The organism is Pseudomonas cuatrocienegasensis (assembly GCF_900110925.1).
GTDB classification, from domain to species: domain Bacteria; phylum Pseudomonadota; class Gammaproteobacteria; order Pseudomonadales; family Pseudomonadaceae; genus Aquipseudomonas; species Aquipseudomonas cuatrocienegasensis.
In genome coordinates, this window is sequence record NZ_FOFP01000008.1 from 117143 (window position 1) to 135496 (window position 18354).

The 18354-nt window shown below is 63.4% G+C and carries 15 protein-coding genes; 7 read left to right on the plus strand and 8 right to left on the minus strand.

Annotation, left to right across the window (positions count from 1 at the left end):
• Nucleotides 1-89: 89 nt before the first annotated feature.
• The 5 genes from BMW49_RS12875 to BMW49_RS12895 form a co-directional block, all read right to left on the minus strand.
• Entirely contained in the window at nt 90-1478 is a 1389-nt protein-coding gene (locus tag BMW49_RS12875) for an efflux transporter outer membrane subunit (RefSeq protein ID WP_083251779.1), read from the minus strand.
• Nucleotides 1475-4573, minus strand: coding sequence for a multidrug efflux RND transporter permease subunit (locus BMW49_RS12880; RefSeq protein ID WP_069519837.1), 3099 nt, complete (start codon nt 4571-4573; stop codon nt 1475-1477). The genes BMW49_RS12875 and BMW49_RS12880 overlap by 4 nt, the downstream gene beginning before the upstream one ends.
• A complete protein-coding gene (locus BMW49_RS12885; protein ID WP_083251780.1) occupies nt 4573-5748 on the minus strand; it encodes an efflux RND transporter periplasmic adaptor subunit in 1176 nt (391 codons plus the stop codon). The genes BMW49_RS12880 and BMW49_RS12885 overlap by 1 nt, the downstream gene beginning before the upstream one ends.
• A gap of 129 nt (nt 5749-5877) precedes the next feature.
• Nucleotides 5878-7251: a heavy metal sensor histidine kinase gene (locus BMW49_RS12890; RefSeq protein ID WP_069519838.1), complete on the minus strand. Its 1374-nt coding sequence runs from the start codon at nt 7249-7251 to the stop codon at nt 5878-5880.
• Nucleotides 7248-7955, minus strand: coding sequence for a heavy metal response regulator transcription factor (locus BMW49_RS12895; RefSeq protein ID WP_069519839.1), 708 nt, complete (start codon nt 7953-7955; stop codon nt 7248-7250). The genes BMW49_RS12890 and BMW49_RS12895 overlap by 4 nt, the downstream gene beginning before the upstream one ends.
• Before the next feature lie 375 nt (nt 7956-8330).
• On the opposite strand from BMW49_RS12895, the gene BMW49_RS12900 reads away from it, so the two are divergent.
• The 3 genes from BMW49_RS12900 (at nt 8331) to BMW49_RS12910 (ending at nt 11188) form a co-directional block, all read left to right on the plus strand.
• Nucleotides 8331-9587 (plus strand): OprD family porin, encoded by a 1257-nt coding sequence (locus tag BMW49_RS12900; RefSeq protein ID WP_069519840.1) that lies wholly within the window; start codon nt 8331-8333, stop codon nt 9585-9587.
• 80 nt (nt 9588-9667) lie between these two features.
• Entirely contained in the window at nt 9668-10852 is a 1185-nt protein-coding gene (locus BMW49_RS12905) for an alpha/beta hydrolase (RefSeq protein ID WP_083251781.1), read from the plus strand.
• A 144-nt stretch (nt 10853-10996) separates the two neighbouring features.
• Nucleotides 10997-11188, plus strand: coding sequence for a hypothetical protein (locus BMW49_RS12910; RefSeq protein ID WP_069519841.1), 192 nt, complete (start codon nt 10997-10999; stop codon nt 11186-11188).
• A 164-nt stretch (nt 11189-11352) separates the two neighbouring features.
• Here BMW49_RS12910 and BMW49_RS12915 read toward each other — a convergent pair whose 3' ends face one another.
• Both BMW49_RS12915 and hrpB read right to left on the minus strand, forming a co-directional pair.
• Nucleotides 11353-12285, minus strand: a complete 933-nt coding sequence (locus tag BMW49_RS12915; protein ID WP_244168336.1) for an AraC family transcriptional regulator — start codon at nt 12283-12285, stop codon at nt 11353-11355.
• 163 nt (nt 12286-12448) lie between these two features.
• Entirely contained in the window at nt 12449-14998 is a 2550-nt protein-coding gene (hrpB, locus tag BMW49_RS12920) for an ATP-dependent helicase HrpB (RefSeq protein WP_069519842.1), read from the minus strand.
• A 132-nt stretch (nt 14999-15130) separates the two neighbouring features.
• Between hrpB and BMW49_RS12925 the strand changes: the two genes are divergently transcribed.
• The 4 genes from BMW49_RS12925 to BMW49_RS12940 all read left to right on the plus strand — a co-directional run bounded on the left by BMW49_RS12925 (nt 15131) and on the right by BMW49_RS12940 (nt 17726).
• The gene (locus BMW49_RS12925; RefSeq protein ID WP_069519843.1) at nt 15131-15550 is read left to right on the plus strand and encodes a polyribonucleotide nucleotidyltransferase; all 420 of its coding nucleotides are present in this window, start codon (nt 15131-15133) and stop codon (nt 15548-15550) included.
• Complete coding sequence (locus BMW49_RS12930) at nt 15550-16434, plus strand: cation diffusion facilitator family transporter (protein ID WP_069519844.1); 885 nt, start codon at nt 15550-15552, stop codon at nt 16432-16434. Before BMW49_RS12925 ends, BMW49_RS12930 begins: the two co-directional genes overlap by 1 nt.
• A gap of 474 nt (nt 16435-16908) precedes the next feature.
• Entirely contained in the window at nt 16909-17388 is a 480-nt protein-coding gene (locus tag BMW49_RS12935) for an Lrp/AsnC family transcriptional regulator (RefSeq protein WP_069519845.1), read from the plus strand.
• Nucleotides 17389-17522: 134 nt separating this feature from the next.
• Nucleotides 17523-17726: a DUF2788 domain-containing protein gene (locus BMW49_RS12940; RefSeq protein WP_069519846.1), complete on the plus strand. Its 204-nt coding sequence runs from the start codon at nt 17523-17525 to the stop codon at nt 17724-17726.
• 11 nt (nt 17727-17737) lie between these two features.
• On the opposite strand, the gene BMW49_RS12945 is transcribed toward BMW49_RS12940, so the two are convergent.
• Nucleotides 17738-18304, minus strand: coding sequence for a pseudouridine synthase (locus BMW49_RS12945; protein ID WP_069519847.1), 567 nt, complete (start codon nt 18302-18304; stop codon nt 17738-17740).
• Between the last annotated feature and the right edge of the window lie 50 nt (nt 18305-18354).

Genomic DNA, 18354 nt, shown 5'->3' on the forward strand with positions numbered 1-18354 from the left:
GATCGCTGAGCGCTCCTGAGCCGGTGAATAGCGACTGCCGCTGGACATTGCCTGCCGGCGCCAAGCAGCCCATATAGGGCTAAGCCTGATCACTCACGCGAGGCGAGTGCCTCGGTAACGGCCTGCGGGGCAATGCCCATCGTCCGATGCAACTCGACCCAGCGCAGCGATACATCGGTGCTGGCCTGCACCTGGCTGCGCTGGATGTCGAACAGGCTGCGTTCGGCGTCCAGCACCTCCAAAAGTGATACGGTGCCCACCTCGTACTGGTTGCGCGCCAACTCGACGGCGCGGGTGGCGGCAGCAGTGGCCTGCTCCAGACGCTGCTGCCGTTGCCAGCCCTGGCCATAGGCATGGAGGGCGCTCTGGGTTTCCCGCAGCGCCTGGCGCAGCGACGTCTCGTAGGCCAGGAACGCCTGAGCCCGGCGTGCATCACTGGCTTCGATGCCGGCGCGAATGCGGCCAAAGTCGAACAATGGCTGCAGCAGCCCTGCAGTCAATGACCAGGCAGGAGCACTGGCCCCACGCTCGAAACCGCCCAGGGCGCCCAGAGTCAGCTGTGGGTAACGCGCCGCTCGGCTGGCCGCCAGCTCCTCACCCGCCGCTTGCAGACGCTCACTGGCCGCACGGACATCCGGCCGTTCGCGCAGGATCTCCACAGGCACTTCAAGCAACGCCGCCAGCGCATCCTCGCTCGGCTGGCTGAGAGTCTCAGCGCCCTGCGCCAGGATCGCATCGACGGCCTGCTGCTCGGCCGCCAGCAGATAAGCCAGCGCGTAACGCGCATCGACCTGTTGCTGCCGGGCTACCGGTATTTCCGCCTCGGTTACCTGCACCTGGGCTTCGATGCGCTCGACATCCAGGCGATTCACCGTGCCCTGGGCAAAGCGCTCACGGGTAACCCGGGCCGTTTCCCGCTGTGTCACGCTGGCGCGAGTGGCGATGGCCAGTTGCTGTTGCGCCAGGCGATAGCTCAGGTAGGTGTTGGCAACTTCCGCCATCAGTCCGATGCGCAAGCTGCGATAGTCCTCGGCGGCTGCCCGCAGCTCAGCATCGCTGGCATTGCGCAAGGCGCGCAGCCGCCCAGACACATCCAGCTCCCAGGCCAGATCCAGGCCATAGAAATGCGCGTTCGTAAGGCCGTCCAAGGCGTTGCGAGAACGCTCGTAATTAGCGCCGATGGCGATATCAGGCAGCAGTGCAGCCGCTGCCTGGCTGCGCTGGGCGCGCTGCTCGCGGACCCGCTCGCTGGCGCTCAGCAGGTCCAGGTTGTCACGCAGCGCCAGGTCAATAAGGCGCTCGAACGACTGATCCTCGAAGCTCTCCCACCAGCGTGGCGACAGGGCAGCCAAAGCGGATGGCGTCGTGGCTGATGGCGTCACGAATGCCTCGTGGGCGGGCTCCTGGCTCGCGCAACCGGCCAGGCCGAGCACCGCCATCAGCGTGAGCGATGCTCGCCTGTACAGGGGCCGCCTCATAGCGCACCTCCCGCTGGCTGCGCCGCGACGGGTTTACTGGCACGCCGCGACAGGCGATCCAGCGCCAGGTAGATCACGGGGGTCGTCAGCATCGTCAGCACCTGGCTGAGCAGCAGCCCGCCGACGATGGCCACGCCCAGCGGCTCACGCAGCTCGGCCCCGGTACCGAATGCCATCATCAGGGGCACCGCACCGAGCAGTGCGGCCAGAGTGGTCATCAGGATCGGGCGAAAGCGTGTCAGGCAGGCCTGGTGGATCGCCTCCCGTGGCGACAAGCCCTCGACGCGCTGGGCATGCAGGGCGAAATCGATCAGCAGGATGCCGTTCTTCTTGACGATGCCGATCAGCAGAATCAGCCCGATCAGCGCCATGATCGAGAAGTCCAGCTGCCAGGCCCACAACAGCAGGATGGCGCCGATGCCAGCCGAAGGCAGCGTCGACAAAATGGTCAGCGGGTGGACAAAGCTCTCGTAGAGCACGCCGAGGATGATGTAAACCGCCAGCAATGCGGTAAGGATCAGCAACGGCTGGCTGGCCAGCGATGCCTGGAACGCCTGGGCCGCTCCCTGGAAGGTGCCGGTCACCGAGGCCGGCATACCGATCTCCAATTGCAGCGCGTTGAGTTGCGCCACCGCATCACCCAGGGCCACACCTTCACTCAGGTTGAACGAGATATTGGCCGCCGGCAGCATGCCATTGTGGGCGATGACCTGTGGGCCGCTTTCCTGAGGCTCGAGGCGAGCGAAGGTACGCAGCGGCACCATCTCGCCGGTGGTCGGCGAACGCAGGTGGAAAAAGGCCAGGCTCTCGGCGTTACCGCGCTGCGCCGTGCTCAACTCCAGCACGACCTGATACTGGTTGGTCTCGGTCTGATACTCGTTGATCTGCCGTTGGCCGAAGGCGTCATACAGTGCGTTGTCGACATCCGCGGCCGAGAAACCGTAGCGGGCCGCTTCATCCCGGTCGATGGTCAGGCGGGTGATGTTGGCGTCCTGCTGCAGGTCATGGGAAACATCCTGGAACGCAGGCATCTGCCGCAGCCGCTCGGTCAGCGTCCGGGTCCACTCCCCCAGCTCGGCACTGCTCTGCGCGCGCAGCACATACTGGTACTGGGCACGCGGTACCCCAGCGCCGATATTGATGTCCTGGGCGGCCCGCAGGAACACCTGAATCCCCGGCACCTGGGCCAGTTGCGGGCGCAGGCGATCGATGACTTCACTGACATCCTCATCACGCTGCCCAGGATCATTCAACACCAGCCACATGCGCCCATTGCCGATCGAGTCGCTGGCGGCGCCACCGACCCCATGGTTGTAGCTGATGATCGCCGGATCCTGACTGATGATCGCCTCCAGTTGCTTGTGCTTGGCGACCATCTCGTCATAGGAAATATCCGGTGCGGCCTGGGTAAAGCCCATGATGAAAGCGGTGTCCTGCAGCGGGAAGAAACCCTTGGGAATCATCACGAAGCTGGTCACGCTCATCACCACACTGAGCATGAAGATGCCCAGCATGCTGCGTTGATGGTCGAGCGCCCAACAGAGTGCGCGGTCGTAGCCACTGACCAGCCTGCTGGTGAAATCCGACGCGTTGGCCTCGCGGTGTTTAGGAGCCTGCATAAACAACGCCGCCAGCGTCGGCACCAAGGTCAGGCAGACCACCACGGAGATCAGGATGGCCGCCGTCGCCGTCAGCGCGAATTCGCGAAACAAACGGCCGATCACCCCGCCCATGAACAACAGCGGGATGAACGCTGCGACCAGCGAGACGCTGATCGAGACCACGGTAAAACCGATTTCGCGCACGCCCTTGAGCGCTGCGTCGTAGCGGCTTTCGCCTGCCTCCAGGTGACGGTGGATGTTCTCGACCACCACGATGGCATCGTCGACGATAAACCCCACGGCAATCACGATGGCGACCAGGGTCAGGTTGTTCAGGCTGAAACCGGCCAGGTACATCACCGCACAGGTCGCGATCAGGGAAACCCCCAGTACGGCTGAGACGATCAGGGTGGCCGACCACTGGCGCAGAAACAGCGCCATCACCCCGACGACCAGCACAATGGCGATCACCAGGGTCAGCATGACTTCGTGCAGCGAGGAGCGAATGGTGCGAGTACGGTCGTTGAGCACCTCGACCTCCATGGCCGCCGGCAACGCCGCGCGCAAGGCCGGCAGGGCAGCCTGGATACGCTCGGCGGTGGCCACAATATTGGCCCCCGGCTGGCGCCGAATCACCAAGGCCACACCGGGCCGGCCGTTTGGCCAGTACTGGGTGTAGTCGTTTTCTGCGCCGACCTGCACCGTGGCGAGGTCCTTGATCCGCACCGCCGAGCCATTGCGGTAAGTGACGATGATGTCTGCGTACTCATGGGCCTCGAACAGTTGATCGTTGACCGCCAAGGTGGATATACGGTTGTTGCCGAACAGCGCCCCCTTTGGCAGGTTGACGCTGGCGCGCTGCACGGCCTCGCGGATATCGGCCAATGTCACACCGGCGCCGGCCAGGACTTCCGGGCGCGCCTGAATGCGTATGGCCGGCCGGTGCTGACCCACCACATCGATCAGGCCAACCCCCTGGACCTGACTCAACTGGCGGGCCAGGACGGTTTCGGCCTGGTCGCTCAGCTCAATCATCGACAGGCTGTCGGAGTTGACGCTGAGGATCAGAATCGGGCTGTCCGCCGGGTTGACCTTGCGCCAGGTCGGCAGGCTTGGCATGTCTTCGGGTAGCCGCGCCGAGGCGGTATTGATCGCGGCCTGGACTTCCTGGGCCGCGCTGTCGATGTCTTTTTCCAGGCTGAACTGCAGGTTGAGGGTGAGCATGCCGAGGGAGCTGGACGAGGTCATCTCGGTGATCCCGGAGATCGTGCTGAGCTGCACCTCCAGCGGTGTCGCCACCGATGAGGCCATGGTCTCGGCGCTGGCCCCCGGCAGGCTGGCGGTAATCTGGATGGTCGGGAAATCCGCCTCGGGCAGGGGCGCGATCGATAGCCGTGGAAAAGCCAGAACCCCCAGCAGCACCAGGGCGACGGTCAGCAGGATGGTGCCGACCGGGTGATCCATAAACCAGGCGTACAGGTTGCGACCGGCCATCAGAACACCCTCCGCCCGGCAACCGCAGCCGCCTGGGCCGGGCCCTCGTCGAGAATGCGCACGGCAACCCCCGGACGCAGCCGTGAGTGCCCGTCAACCACCACGGTATCGCCAGCGGCCAGGCCGCTGACCACGGCAATCTGATTATCGCTGTGGCGTACCTGTACCGGTTGCGGCGCGACGCTGCCATCCACCACCCGCCAGACCATCACCTGGTCGACCCCTTGGCGCAGCGCCCGCTGCGGCACCACCAGGGCGTCGGGCAAGGTCTGAACCTGCAGGTTCACCGTCACCGACTGATCCGGCCACAAGCGCCCGTCGGCGTTGGCAAAATCAGCCTTGACCCTGATCGTCCCGCTCTGGCTCGAAACCCGGTTGTCGATCAGCGCCAGGCGTCCCTCGCCAAGCAGCTCACCGCCGTCCCCGGCATACGCCTGCAGCGGCGCCGGGTTGTCCTCACGGCCGGACAGCAGCGCCTGCAATTGCGGCAACATCCCCTGGGGCAGCGCCACCTCGACACTGATCGGGTCCAGTTGCACCACGGAGAACAACCCCAGCGCCTCGCTGACCCTTAGAAAACTGCCTTCATGCACATTATGGATACCGACCCGGCCATCGTTCGGCGCATGGATACGGGTATGGGAGAGCTGTACCTGATTGGCCGCCACGCTGGCTTGCTCAGTGCGTACGGTGGCCTGTAACTGGGCCACCAGGGCACGCTGCTGGTCCAGGGTCTGGGTTGAAATGGCTTGGGTCTTGACCAGGGATTGATAGCGACTGAGGTCCAGGCTGGCTGACGCCAACTGGGCCTGGGCCACGGCCAGCTGGGCCTTGGCCTGATCCAGCGCGGCCACGATGCTGCGATCATCGATACGCGCGAGCAGATCGCCGCGCTTGACGAACTGCCCTTCCTTGACCGGCAGCTCGACCAGCAGACCATCGACCTGCGGCCTGATCTCCACGCTGCGCTGGGAACGCACGGTGCCCAATGCGCTGATCAGTACCGGCACCGAGCGCTGCTCCACCGTGCTGACCCGCACAGGTACTGCCGGCACCGTTGCAGCAGCCGTAGCAGCGGAGGGTGAAGGCCAGAAGTAGAGACCACCGGCAACTGCCGCACAGCCTGTGAGCAGAGCCGAACCAAGCCATTTCCTGAACGCATTGGGCGTCACCATGACACTCCCTCCCCCTAAATAGTTGTCGCACTCTAGGGCGGGGAGACTGACGTCAAGGTGACCGCTGACTGACAGGAAGATGTCAAACGCCTGTGCACAGGCGCCATCCGCCGAAGCGGATGGCGAGCATTAGCGGAGCGTTTCGCTGGTCAGGGAAAATCCGAAGGTATTGAGCCCCTCTGCACTGCGGGCAAACACCCGGCCGCCATGCATGGACGCCACGGCCCGCACAATGGAGAGGCCCAGACCATGGTGCGCGTCGCTGCGCGCCCTGGCCGCGTCGGCGCGATAGAAGCGCTCGAACAGGTGTTCCAGATGCACGCTGTCGATAGGCTCACCGACGTTGGAAACGCTCACCTCGGCCTGCAGGCCGTTGCTCACCAGACTGACCGTGATGGTGCTTGCCGGCGCCGCATAGCGCGCCGCATTCTGCAACAGGTTAGCCAGAGAACGATGAAACAGGCGCCGGTCGATGCGTACCCGCATGTCGCCCTGGATAACCACGTTCAGTTGCTTGTCGAGCAAGACGGGCTCCAGGTATTCCACGGTCTTGGACGCCTCCTCACACAGCGAGACATCACTCAGCTCAGTGGCGCGCTGCCCGCTTTCTGCACCTGCCAGGAACAACATGTCGTTGACGATGGTGCCCATGCGCTCCAGCTCTTCCAGATTCGACTGCAGCAGGTCCTGCAGCTCGCTCAGATCACGCTCGTGGGCCAGTGCCACCTGAGTCTGACCGATCAGGTTGGTCAGAGGCGTACGCAACTCATGGGCGACGTTGGCATTGAAACCTTCGAGCTGACACCAGGCCTTTTCCTGGCGAGCAAGCGCACCGTTGAACGACACCGCCAGTTCCTGCAACTCATCAGGTAGCGCCTCGGTATCCAGGCGCTGTTTCGAGTCGCCGGGGGGCAGGCTGTTGGCCTGGTTGCTCAGACGCCGAACCGGCTCCAGGCCAAACCGCGACACCCAGTAACCGAGCAGTGCCGCCAGGGCGATACCCAGCGCCGAGGTAAGGATCAGGGTTTTGGTGAACGTGCTCAGCGTGCCCATGAAAGGCGTCGAATCCAGACCGACGATAAAGCGCAGCTCCGGGCGGCTTCCCATGGCGGGGATCGTCTTGCTCAGCAGCACCATCGGGCAGTGTTGGTCGGGTACTTCCATGATCGAAAAGCCATCGGCATGCTTCGAGCGATCCAGGCCATCGGGCATCGCGCCGCCGTAGCTGTAGTCCGCGTTGTCGCTCAATACCCAGTAGCGCACCCGCTCGTCCGTGGGCGTCAGGCTGTCCAACTTCTCGTGCACCACGACCCACATCGCCGGCGATTCGTACTTCGCGAGCAACGGATCGAGCACCGAATGGCGCAGGGTAAGCTCGTTGTGCATCTGCGTTTCCAACGACTGCTTCAACGAGCAGCGCAACAGCACCGCGCTGGTCGAGGTGATCAGAATGGCTGCCAACGCGAACATCAGGGCCAGCCGCCTGGCGATTGATCCCCTCATCCCGCGCTGCTGCCTTGCCGGCCACTTTCTTCGCGGCTTTCCAGCACATAACCCATGCCGCGCACGGTGTGCAGCAGCTTGCGCGCATAGGGGGCATCCACCTTGGCGCGGACACGTTTGATCGCCACCTCAACCACGTTGGCGTCACTGTCGAAATTCATGTCCCAGACCTGTTCGGCGATCATCAACTTGGAGAGAATTTCGCCCTGGTGCCGCGCCAGCAGGCTTAGCAGGGAGAACTCCTTGGCGGTGAGGTCCAAGCGCAACCCGGCCCGGGTGACCTTGCGCGCTTGCAGGTCCATCTCCAGATCGTCGATGCACAAGTGCGTGAGATCGGCAGTATCGCTGGCGCGGCGGCGGATCAGCGCCTGGATCCGCGCGACCAGTTCGGCAAACGAGAAGGGTTTGCCCAGGTAGTCATCGGCGCCCTCGCGCAACCCGCGCACGCGGTCGTCAACCGTGCCACGGGCCGAGAGCATGATGACCGGGGTTTTCTTCTGCAGGCGCAGGCCTTGGAGCACGCCGTAACCGTCCTTGCCCGGCAACATCACATCGAGGACCACGACGTCGTAATCCATTTCGAGCGCGCAATGCAGGCCGTCGATGCCGTTACGGGCGACATCGACGATATAGCCGAGCTCGCTCAGGCCTCGGTGCACATAGGAGGAGGTCTTTTCTTCATCCTCGACGATGAGCAAACGCATTCGGCACCTCCTCTAAATTACGGCGCAGGTCAACAAACAAGGTGCTTGACGACCTGTTGCCCACATCACCCCTCAGCCTATACAGCACTGGTTGTCTGGAGGCTGACCGCTCCCTGACATTTCTGTCAGAAAAGCCTCACTTCTCTATTTACACCGCCTCCAGATACTCAGCCAGCACAAGGGCACAAAGGACCTGTATTCCACAGAATCAGGCAAGTATCTCGGAGTTTTGCGCTGTCACGGACGAAATCGAAAGATGAAAATCGTACCGCGCAAGCCGCCAAAAGAGTGGCCCATTAAGCCTGTCCAAGCACGGGCTCGACACACCTGAAGCTGCCGCGAACCCCCCACGCATTCTCAACCAAGGACCCACACATGCATGCACTCACGCGCCGCACACTGACATTTGTCCTTGCCGCTGGCAGCACGCCCTTCGCGCTTGCCAGCGCGCAGTCCGAATCCAATGGCTTCGTCGCCGACAGCAGCCTGGGTGTGCTGCTACGCAATGCCTACTACAACCGTGACTTCAAGGATGGCGCCGCCGACGCCAAGACCTGGGGCCAGGGGTTTATCGGCACCTTCGAATCCGGCTTCACCCAGGGCACCGTCGGCTTTGGGGTCGATGCCTATGGCCTGCTCGGTATCAAGCTCGATAGTGGCCGAGGCCGCAACTACGGCGCGTTTTTCGACACAGACAGCGACGGTCGCCCGGTGGACGAGCTCTCCGAAGCAGGCGCCGCAGTCAAGCTGCGCATTTCCAACACCGTGATCAAGTACGGTAACCAGTTCCCGTCCCTGCCCGTACTGGCTTATGACGACAGCCGCCTGCTGCCGCAAGCATTCACCGGCACCCTGGTGACCAGTAACGAGATAGAGGGGCTTGCACTGAACGTTGGTCGGTTCACTGCCGACAGCCCGATGGGCGACCCGGCCCGCGATCCCAATCGCCTCAAGAGCATTGACGTGATCGGCGGCGATTACCAGGTCACGGACAACCTCAGCGTCGCGCTGTATCGCTCCGATGTCGAAGACACGTTCGAGAAGCTCTACGCCAATGCCAACTACACCATTCCCCTGTCGGCTGAGCAGGCTCTGAATTTCGATTTCAATATCTATCGCACCGACTATGACGACGGCGCCGAGGCGGCCCTGGATTTCGGTGGTGACGGCAACAATGATCAGAACACGATCTGGAGCCTGGCAGCCAAATACAGCATCGGCGCCCACGCCTTCATCGTCGCCCATCAGCGCAGCAGCGGCGATGCGGGTTATGCCTACGACTACGGCGACGGCGGCAGCAGCATCTACCTGGCCAACTCGTACTACTCCGACTTCAACCTCAAGGACGAGCGCTCCTGGCAGGGCAGCTATGAGCTGGACTTCGCCACTTACGGCATTCCAGGTTTAAGCTACAAGTTCGCCTATGTGCGCGGGGACAACATCGACACAGGCGCCGCCAGCGACGGTACCGAACGGGAAATTTTCAACCAGATCAAATATGTGGTGCAGAACGGCTCTGCCAAAGATCTATCCTTGAGCCTACGCAACTCCATCTACCGGGCGGATAACACCGTTGGCCCTGATCTCAATGAAATCCGTGCTTTCGTCGAATACCCGCTGAGCATCCTCTAACCCATAGCCAGGCAGCCCAGGGCATACTGCCAAGCAGACCCTGGGCTCTCCCACGCCCCCATACGCTGCCCCTGAATGCTATGAGCAACTCGCTGATTCCAGGTATCTCTTTGACCCTTGCCGTTCTGGCGCTAACGCAGACCGACGGGGCCCATGGCCATAGCCCGTCACTGCCATTAGGCCAGGCCAGCTTTGCCGCGTACCAGGACGAAGCCCGCCAATGGCTGCAACAGGCGCGTGACTTCCAAAGCCCTGACCACCGCGCCGAACTGGACTGGAACGCGCCCCAGGAGTGGCGTCCGGAACAGCCCGCCAGCCGCGGCATCCTGCTGGTTCACGGCCTTGGCGACTCCCCCTGGTCATTCAGCGATCTTGGGCCGAACCTGGCAAAACAAGGCTACCTGGTGCGTACCCTGCTCCTCCCCGGCCACGGCAGCAAACCTGCCGATCTGCTGAAAACCAGTATCGATGAATGGCGCCAATTGCTGCGCGAGCAGGCCGACCTGCTGGGGGCAGAGGTGCCACAGCTTTACCTCGGCGGCTTCTCGACCGGCGCGAATCTGGTATTGGATTACGCCTACGAGCACCCGAATGTAGAAGGCCTGTTGCTCTTCTCCCCGGCATTCAAGTCTGACACCGCCTATGACTGGCTGCCCTCGCTCATCGCCTGGGCCAGGCCCTGGTTGCGTGCCCCAGGCCCCGACAGGCCATCACAGACCCCGGTGCGCTACCTGAACGTACCGACCAACGCTTTCGCCCAGTTCTACCGGAGCAGCGTTGCAGTACGCGCCAAACTCAGCAGTCAAAGTTACGACAAACCGGTCCTCATCGTTACGGCACAGCACGACTCGGTGCTGGATACCGCACACATCCGCAAGACGTTCAGCCAACGCTTTACACATCCTGCCAGCCGCCTCGTGTGGTATGGCACACCCGTTACGGATACACCGCTGGAGCAACGCATACTGACCCGCAGCGATGCGCTTCCAGAGCGGCGGATCAGTCAGTTCTCGCATATGGGCGTGCTGTTCTCACCTCAAAATCCGCTTTATGGAGAGCGCGGCACACAACGCATTTGCTGGAACGGCCAGGACGACCTGGGCAGAGCGGCATGCGAGGCGGGTGATGCGGTCTGGTATTCGGACTGGGGCTACCGGGAAACGGGTAAGTACCATGCGCGGCTCACTTACAACCCTTACTTTGAATGGCAGAACGCCGTCATGCTTGACGTATTCAATAGCGCAGCACACACAAAAGCCCCTTGACCGCACACCTGTAAGCACTGGCCTCCCGCCGCATATCAAGCCAAATGCATTTAATAGAATCAGGCAAGTACTCTGCAGTAACGAGCTAACCAGTCATGCAGCAAGCCTTCATACTGACCCAGAACCAAACAACTGGATGCCTATATGAAACTGCATACATTATTTATAACCAGCATAGTATTTCTGTCCATCGCCCAGACCAGTATTGCCGAAGAGTCTGCAGCCTTCGTGGCCCGCACAGAAGCGCTGCAACAAAAATCCCTTTCCAGCACGCAGACGCAGACCATCGCGGACAGCAGCTCGGCAGGCAAGTCACGCAAAGATAAAGAGTGCTGAAGATAGTTTTCTTTACATGGCCCGAGACCTGATTGCTCCTGAAATCGGTGCCATATTCCGGCCGCTTTAGTTTAAGCGGCCTTTTTTATTCACGACGATTTATATTGCCCGGATTATAAATAGGCCGAGCAAGACGAGCCGACAAGCAATAGCGCAAACTTCAATCAAGACTGTTCGCGGCGCAACATTGCAATATTGCTACGCGGTGACGCACCGAAGAAACGGCTGTATTCGCGACTGAACTGCGAAGGACTTTCGTACCCGACTTGGTAACAGGCAACCGCGGCCTCAACCCCCTCTTGCAGCATCAGCCGATGCGCTTCCTCAAGACGGAGCTTTTTCTGGTATTGCAACGGACTCATGCCCGTCATGTCCTTGAACCGATGGTGCAGGCTGGACGTGCAGAGGTTGATCCGCTGAGCCAACTCCTCAATGCGCAAGGGCTGCCGAAAGTTCACGTCCAGCCAATCTACAGCCTGCCCCACCCGATGGGTCTGGGAGTTGACCATGACTACATCGCGCAACTGATGCCCCAGCCGGCCACGCAGCAACCGATAGAGAATTTCCTTGTAGGCCAAAGGCGCCAGCATGGCGATGTCCTGCGGCGTATCCAGCAAGCGCAACAGACGCAGCATGGCCTCCAGCAATGGCAGCTCAAGCGAATCGACATGCAGCCCGCAAGAGGATTTCTTCTTCAGCAAGTGCTTGAGATCGGCATCGAAGATTAACTGGCTAATGGTCCTTGGCTCGATGTCGAGCCGAATGAGCAGGAGCGGTCGACTCTGGGATACGCCCTCGGCACGGAAGATCAACGGCAGCGTCAGTGTCACGAGCAGGCATTCCATGGAGCCGAAACGGTGGCGCTCCTCGCGTACACGAACCTCCTGGTGCCCCTGAACCACGACATACAGAGCCGGCTTCTGGTCGGCCTGAAAGGTCTCGACGAGCGCACCACTCCTGATCAGTTGCAACGGTGCAATTGCCGTCTGGTGCGCACCATCGCTTGGCGCAAACCGCGACAAGATATCCGTCATCTCCAACAGCGAGTCGGACTGTTCATCGGTCACAGCAGACAGGTCATAACGGGATTGGCTCACCGCAGCCTCCTTCAACAAAGCCCCGCAACGAGGGGCTAGCATTTCAGCCACCCCAGTCAGGTCGAAGGCTGCAGTCTACGAAGGCCAGGTGTCCCAAGGCTGACCGCTCCCTGACAACTCTGTCAGGTACGAACAGCCGCCCACCGGTCTTATTTGCAAGGTGTTACTTGCGCGGCTTGGCCCGCGCCGTGGGCTCGGCGATCAGCGGGTCATCGGGCCAGTAATGCTTGGGGTAGCGGCCCTTCAAGTCCTTCTTCACCTCGGCGTAGGTGCTGGCCCAGAAGTTGGCCAGGTCCTGGGTCACCTGCACCGGCCGGCGTGCCGGCGACAGCAGGTGCAGCTTGAGACCGATACGTCCGCCGGCGATGCGCGGCGTTGCAGCCAGGCCGAACAACTCCTGCAGGCGCACGGCGAGCACCGGCGGCTGTTCGCTGTAGTCCAGGCCGATGCGCGAGCCGGAGGGCACGGCAAGGCTGCGCGGCGCCAGCTCGTCGAGGCGCTGGGGCAGCGGCCAGGGCAGCAGGTTGTGGAGGATGCTGGACAGATCCAGGTTGGCGAAATGGCTGAGGCGGTTGACCTTGCCCAGGTAGGGCGCCAGCCAGTCCTCCAGGGTAGCGAGCAAGGCCGCATCGCTGACATCCGGCCATTCGCTGCTGCCCGCGGCACTCAGGTCCAGACCGCGCAACAGCGCAATACGCGCTTGCCACTGGCGCAGCTCAGGCGTCCAGGGCAGCAGTTCCAGGCCCTTGCGCCGCACCAGGCCGACCAGGGCGCGGCCACGGCTGTGCTCGTCCAGCGTAGGCAGCGCCTCGCGGGCCAGCACCAGCTCACCGACCTTACGCTGACGCTCGGCACGCAGTACGCCCTCGCGCTCATCCCAGTCGATCACCGCCTGCTCGCTGACCAGCTCGGCCAGCACGCCATCGAACAGCGCAGCGTCCAGCTCGGCGGCCAGGTAGATGCGCTCCTCGCGCTGGCCCTGGCGGCTGCCCAGGTCGGCGACCACCAGCCAGCTGTGCTTCATCAGCCCATCGGCTTCAGCGAACTGCGCGGCACGACCGTTGGCCAGGCGGTAGTCGGCACCACCCGCGCGGCGTTGCTGGGCGATGCGATCGGGGTAGGCGAACGCCAGCAGCGCGCCCTGCCAGCGCGGATGGGAGGGATCAGCCACAGCGTCGCTGACGGCCGCGCGGCGCAGGTAGCCGTGAAACTGCCGCGCCAGTTGCCGCGCGCGCTGCACACCACCCCGGTCGGCGCCGCGGGCGGCCTGACGCTCACCGCTAAGCAGGTCGAGACGGCTATGCAGGTCGGCGCCGGCACCGCCCTGGCCGCCGCGCAGAATGTCTCGCTCGCCAAGCAGTGCCGCCAGGTCGCAGGCCAGCGCGCCAAGCCCGAGGGCCTGGCCACGCAGCAGCAGGTGGGCGATGCGCGGGTGAGTCGGCAGCTCGGCCATCGCTCGACCATGCTCGCTGAGCTGACCGCGTGCATCCAGGGCACCGAGGCGCGTCAGCAGGTCGCGGGCCTGGGCGTAAGGCGCGGCGGGCGGCGGGTCGAGCCAGACCAGCTCATCCGGCGCGACACCCCAGCGCGCCAGCTGCAGGGCCAGGCCGGCGAGATCGGCCTGGAGCATTTCTGCCGCGCTGTAGGCCGCCAGTTGCTCATGCTGCGCCTGGGACCAAAGCCGGTAACAGGCGCCGGGTTGCAAGCGCCCGGCGCGGCCGGCGCGCTGGGTTGCCGAAGCGCGCGAAATGCGTTGGGTGTCGAGCCGGGTCATGCCGCTGCCGGGGTCGAAGCGCGGCACCCGCGCCAGGCCAGCGTCGACCACCACACGCACGCCGTCGATGGTCAGGCTGGTCTCGGCGATGTTGGTCGCCAGCACCACCTTGCGTATGCCGGCCGGGGCCGGTTCGATGGCCGCGCGCTGGGCACTGAGGTCCAGCTCGCCATGCAGCGGGCACAGCAGAATGTCGGCGCGCGTGCCCAGGGCTTCGGCCAGTTGCTCGTTAACCCGGCGAATCTCCGCCTGCCCCGGCAGAAACACCAGAACGCTGCCCGGCTCCTCATCCAGCGCCAGCAACACCGTCTGCAGCACCCGCGGCTCCAGCCATTCACCCACCTGGTAAGGCGCGCCCCAGCGCACCTCCACCGGGAACATGCGCCCCTCGCTGCGCAGCACCGGCGCCTGTTCGAGCAGGCCGGCCAGGCGTTCGCCCTCCAGGGTCGCCGACATCAGCAGCACCTTGAGCGCCGGCTCACCGCTGTCGGCCCCGCGAAACATGGCGCGACCGTTAAGCGTCAGGGCCAGGGCCAGATCGGCATCCAGGCTGCGTTCGTGGTATTCGTCGAAGATCACCAGGCCGACGCCTTCCAGCGCCGGGTCGTCCTGCAGGCGGCGGGCAAGAATGCCTTCGGTGACCACCTCGATGCGCGTGCGCGGGCCGACCTTGCTCTCCAGCCTAATGCGGTAACCCACCGTCTCGCCCACCGCCTCGCCCAGCTCACTGGCCAGGCGCTCAGCGGCGGCACGGGCGGCCAGGCGTCGGGGCTCGAGCATGATGATGCGCTGCCCGGCCAGCCAGGGCTCGTCGAGCAGTGCCAGGGGCACACGGGTGGTCTTGCCGGCACCGGGCGGCGCCTCCAGCACCGCTTCATGGCGAAGGCCGAGGGCCTCGCGCAGGGCCGGCAACAGGGCATCGATGGGCAACGAACTCATGGGGTGTTCCAGCAAAGGCAAAGGCGGCGATTATAGCGGCGAACTGCTTGGCTCCCTCAGCGGTCTGAGCCTGCAGCAGTATTGCCATCATCGGCTTGCTATAGTTGCGCCACTTTTCCCCTGGAGGTGCCCATGCGCACGAAATCCCGTGTTATTGGCGGTGTTGTCGCCGTCGCCCTGTTCACCCAACTGGCCGCCTGCGGCACGATTTTCTACCCGGACCGCCGTGGGCAGATCGAAGGCAAGATCGACCCATTGATCGCCGGCCTGAATGCCGTTGGCATTCTGTTCTTTGTGATCCCCGGCCTGATCGCCTTCGCCGTCGACTTCGCCACCGGCGCTATCTACCTGCCAGGCGGCCAGACCGCTCAGGTCGACCCGCAGTTGCTCAAGGATGTCGTGAATGCCGACGGCCGCATCGACCAGGCCAAACTCAAGGCCCTGATCGACAATCAGACCGGCCACAGCCTGCCGCTTGACGACCCGCGCCTGATCCAGCACAGCGGCAGCGTCGAGCAAATGGCCGCTTACGGCCTGCGCCCCGCAGCCTGATGAACAGCGCACGGGTGGGCGTCGAGCAACAGCACGCGCGCCTGATGCGTCTGGCCACCGTCGCGGCACTGACGGTGGCCCTGACATTGGTGGTTGGCAAGGCCGTGGCCTGGTGGCTGAGCGGTTCGGTCAGCCTGCTGGCTGGCCTGACCGACTCGCTGCTCGACAGCGCCGCCTCCTTGCTCAATCTGATCGCCGTGCACGTTGCGCTGCGCCCGGCCGACGATGACCACCGCTACGGCCATGGCAAGGCCGAAGCCCTCGCCGGCCTTGGCCAGGCGCTATTTATCGGCGCCAGTGCGGTACTGGTGGGCATTCAGGGCGCACAACGCCTGCTTGAACCCGAACCGCTGCAAAGTGGCGCCCTGGGTATTGCGGTGATCGTCCTGTCACTGCTGCTCACCGTCGCCCTGCTGCTGTTTCAGCGCCATGTGGTGCGCACCACCGGCTCCACGGCGATCCACGCCGACTCCCTGCACTACCGCTCCGACCTGCTGCTCAACGGCAGCATTCTGCTCGCCTTGCTGCTGGCAGGTTTCGGCTGGCAGTTGGTCGACCCGCTGTTTGCCCTGGGGATCGCCTTCTACATCCTCTACAGCGCCCTGAGCATCCTGCGCGAAGCCCTGGCAGTGCTGATGGATGAAGAGCTGTCGGTGTCGATCAGCGAGGATATGTACGCCCACGCGCGGGCCGTACCGGGGGTCATCGACGCCCACGATTTGCGCACACGCAAATCCGGCACCCGCTGGTTCGTGCAGATCCACTTAGACCTGCCCGGCGACCTGAGCCTGGCCCAGGCCCACAGCCTGTGCGATCAGGTTGAGGCAAGCATCCGTCAGGCCTACCCGCGCGCCGAAGTACTGGTACACGCCGACCCACACTAAGGCTTGTTGACGTTTCGGCGCCTACCAAAAAAGTAGCCTGGGTCGAGCGCAGCGACACCCGGGAATAACGCCCCGCTGAAACCCCGTGCATCCGCCCAGATCACTCGCTCGTCCCCACGCCCCACTTAGTCAGGCAGAGGTAAAGCCGCGAGCGGGAGACAAGAAAAAAGGGAGGCCTCGCGGCCTCCCCTGGGGAACGTTGTCCTGTGCTGGCAATTCTGTCGCCGCTTTCGTCGCCCGCCTGGTTGGGCAGTGCGGACCCGGGGGCCGCTACGACCCGGTGGGGTCGGCGGCAGCGCGTCACCTGGTTGGGCGTCGCGCCTGGACACTGTGTCCGGGCCTTGAAACTGAGGTAAAGCTTACGCCTCAGGCTGCAGCAGAAGATTGCAAAGATTGCTCAATTAGGTAGCCATTGAGCAATTCATAGCCTATAAATCTGCATTACACGCAATCCAAATACAAAAGCCCATAGAAATGAACAAACTCGACCGTTACGACCTGAATATTCTCGCTGAGCTGCAGCGCGATGCGACCCTGTCCAACCAGGATCTCGCCGAGCGCATCGGCCTGTCGCCCTCGCCTTGCTCCCGGCGGGTCAAGCAACTCCAGGACGATGGCTATATCACTCACCAGGTGGCCCTGCTGGACCGCAAGAAACTCGGCCTGAGCCTGACCGCTTATGTGCTGATCGGCATGGACCGCCATACGCCCGAGCGTTTCGAGCACTTTCAGGAGGAGATCCGCAAATGCCCCGAGGTACTGGAGTGCTGCCTGGTCACGGGAATGGACGCCGACTATCAGCTCAAGGTCGTGGTACCGGATATGGACCATTACCAGAAGCTGCTGCTCGGCACCCTGACCCGCATTGAAGGGGTATCAAGCGTGCGTTCGAGCTTCGTTCTGCAGCAGATTCTCTCCAGCACCCAACTGCCGCTGCAGCATCTGCGCAGTTGAACCCCCGCGGTGAGGGTGTATCCAACGCCAGGGTGCGCCATAGCGCCGCAGGCATCGCCCCGCCCAAGGCCGCGTATAATGCCGCGTCCACCCTGCGCTGACGCGGCAGCGATCAGCCAACCACCGAGGTGATGATGGAACCGGAAGTATTTGAAGAGCTGATGATGACTGCCCTGGTCGGCGGTCTGATTCTGTTTATGGCATTTATCGTCTGGGACCTGGCGAAGAAGTCCAAGGCCGGGCGCTTTGGCACCATGATCCTGTTTCTCGCCCTGGGTCTGGGCGTGCTCGGTTTTGTCATCAAGACCTTCGTGATCGCCGGCCTCGAAGGCGTCTGACGCCCGTCGGCTTACAGCCGCGCCTCTACCTCGCGCCATGCCCCCGGCGCCAGGCCATCCAGGCGCCAGGGGCCGATAGCCACCCGCACCAGGCGCAACGTCGGCAACCCCACCGCCGCAGTCATACGCCGAACTTGGCGGTTACGCCCCTCGCGAATCACCAACTCCAGCCAGGCTGTTGGGATGCTCTTGCGAAAGCGCACCGGCGGATGGCGCTCCCATAACTGCGGCGCCTCCAGCAGCCGTGCCTCGGCCGGTAGCGTCGGGCCGTCATTGAGCTGCACGCCGTCGCGCAACTGCTGCAGCTGCGCCTCGCTCGGTTCGCCTTCCACCTGTACCCAATAGGTTTTCGACAGCTTGTGTTTGGGGTCGGCAATGCGCGCCTGCAAACCGCCATCGTTGGTCAGCAGCAGCAAGCCCTCGCTGTCACGGTCCAGGCGCCCGGCGGGGTAGACGCCCGGCACCGTGACGAAATCCTTGAGCGTGGCGCGGCCTTGCTCATCATTGAACTGGGTCAGCACATCAAAGGGCTTGTTCAGCAGCAGCAGGCGCGGCTCGGCCGGCGGCGCCTTGGCCACTCGGCGTACGGCAGGTTTGGCAGACGCTCGACGCGGCGCAGCGGGACGAG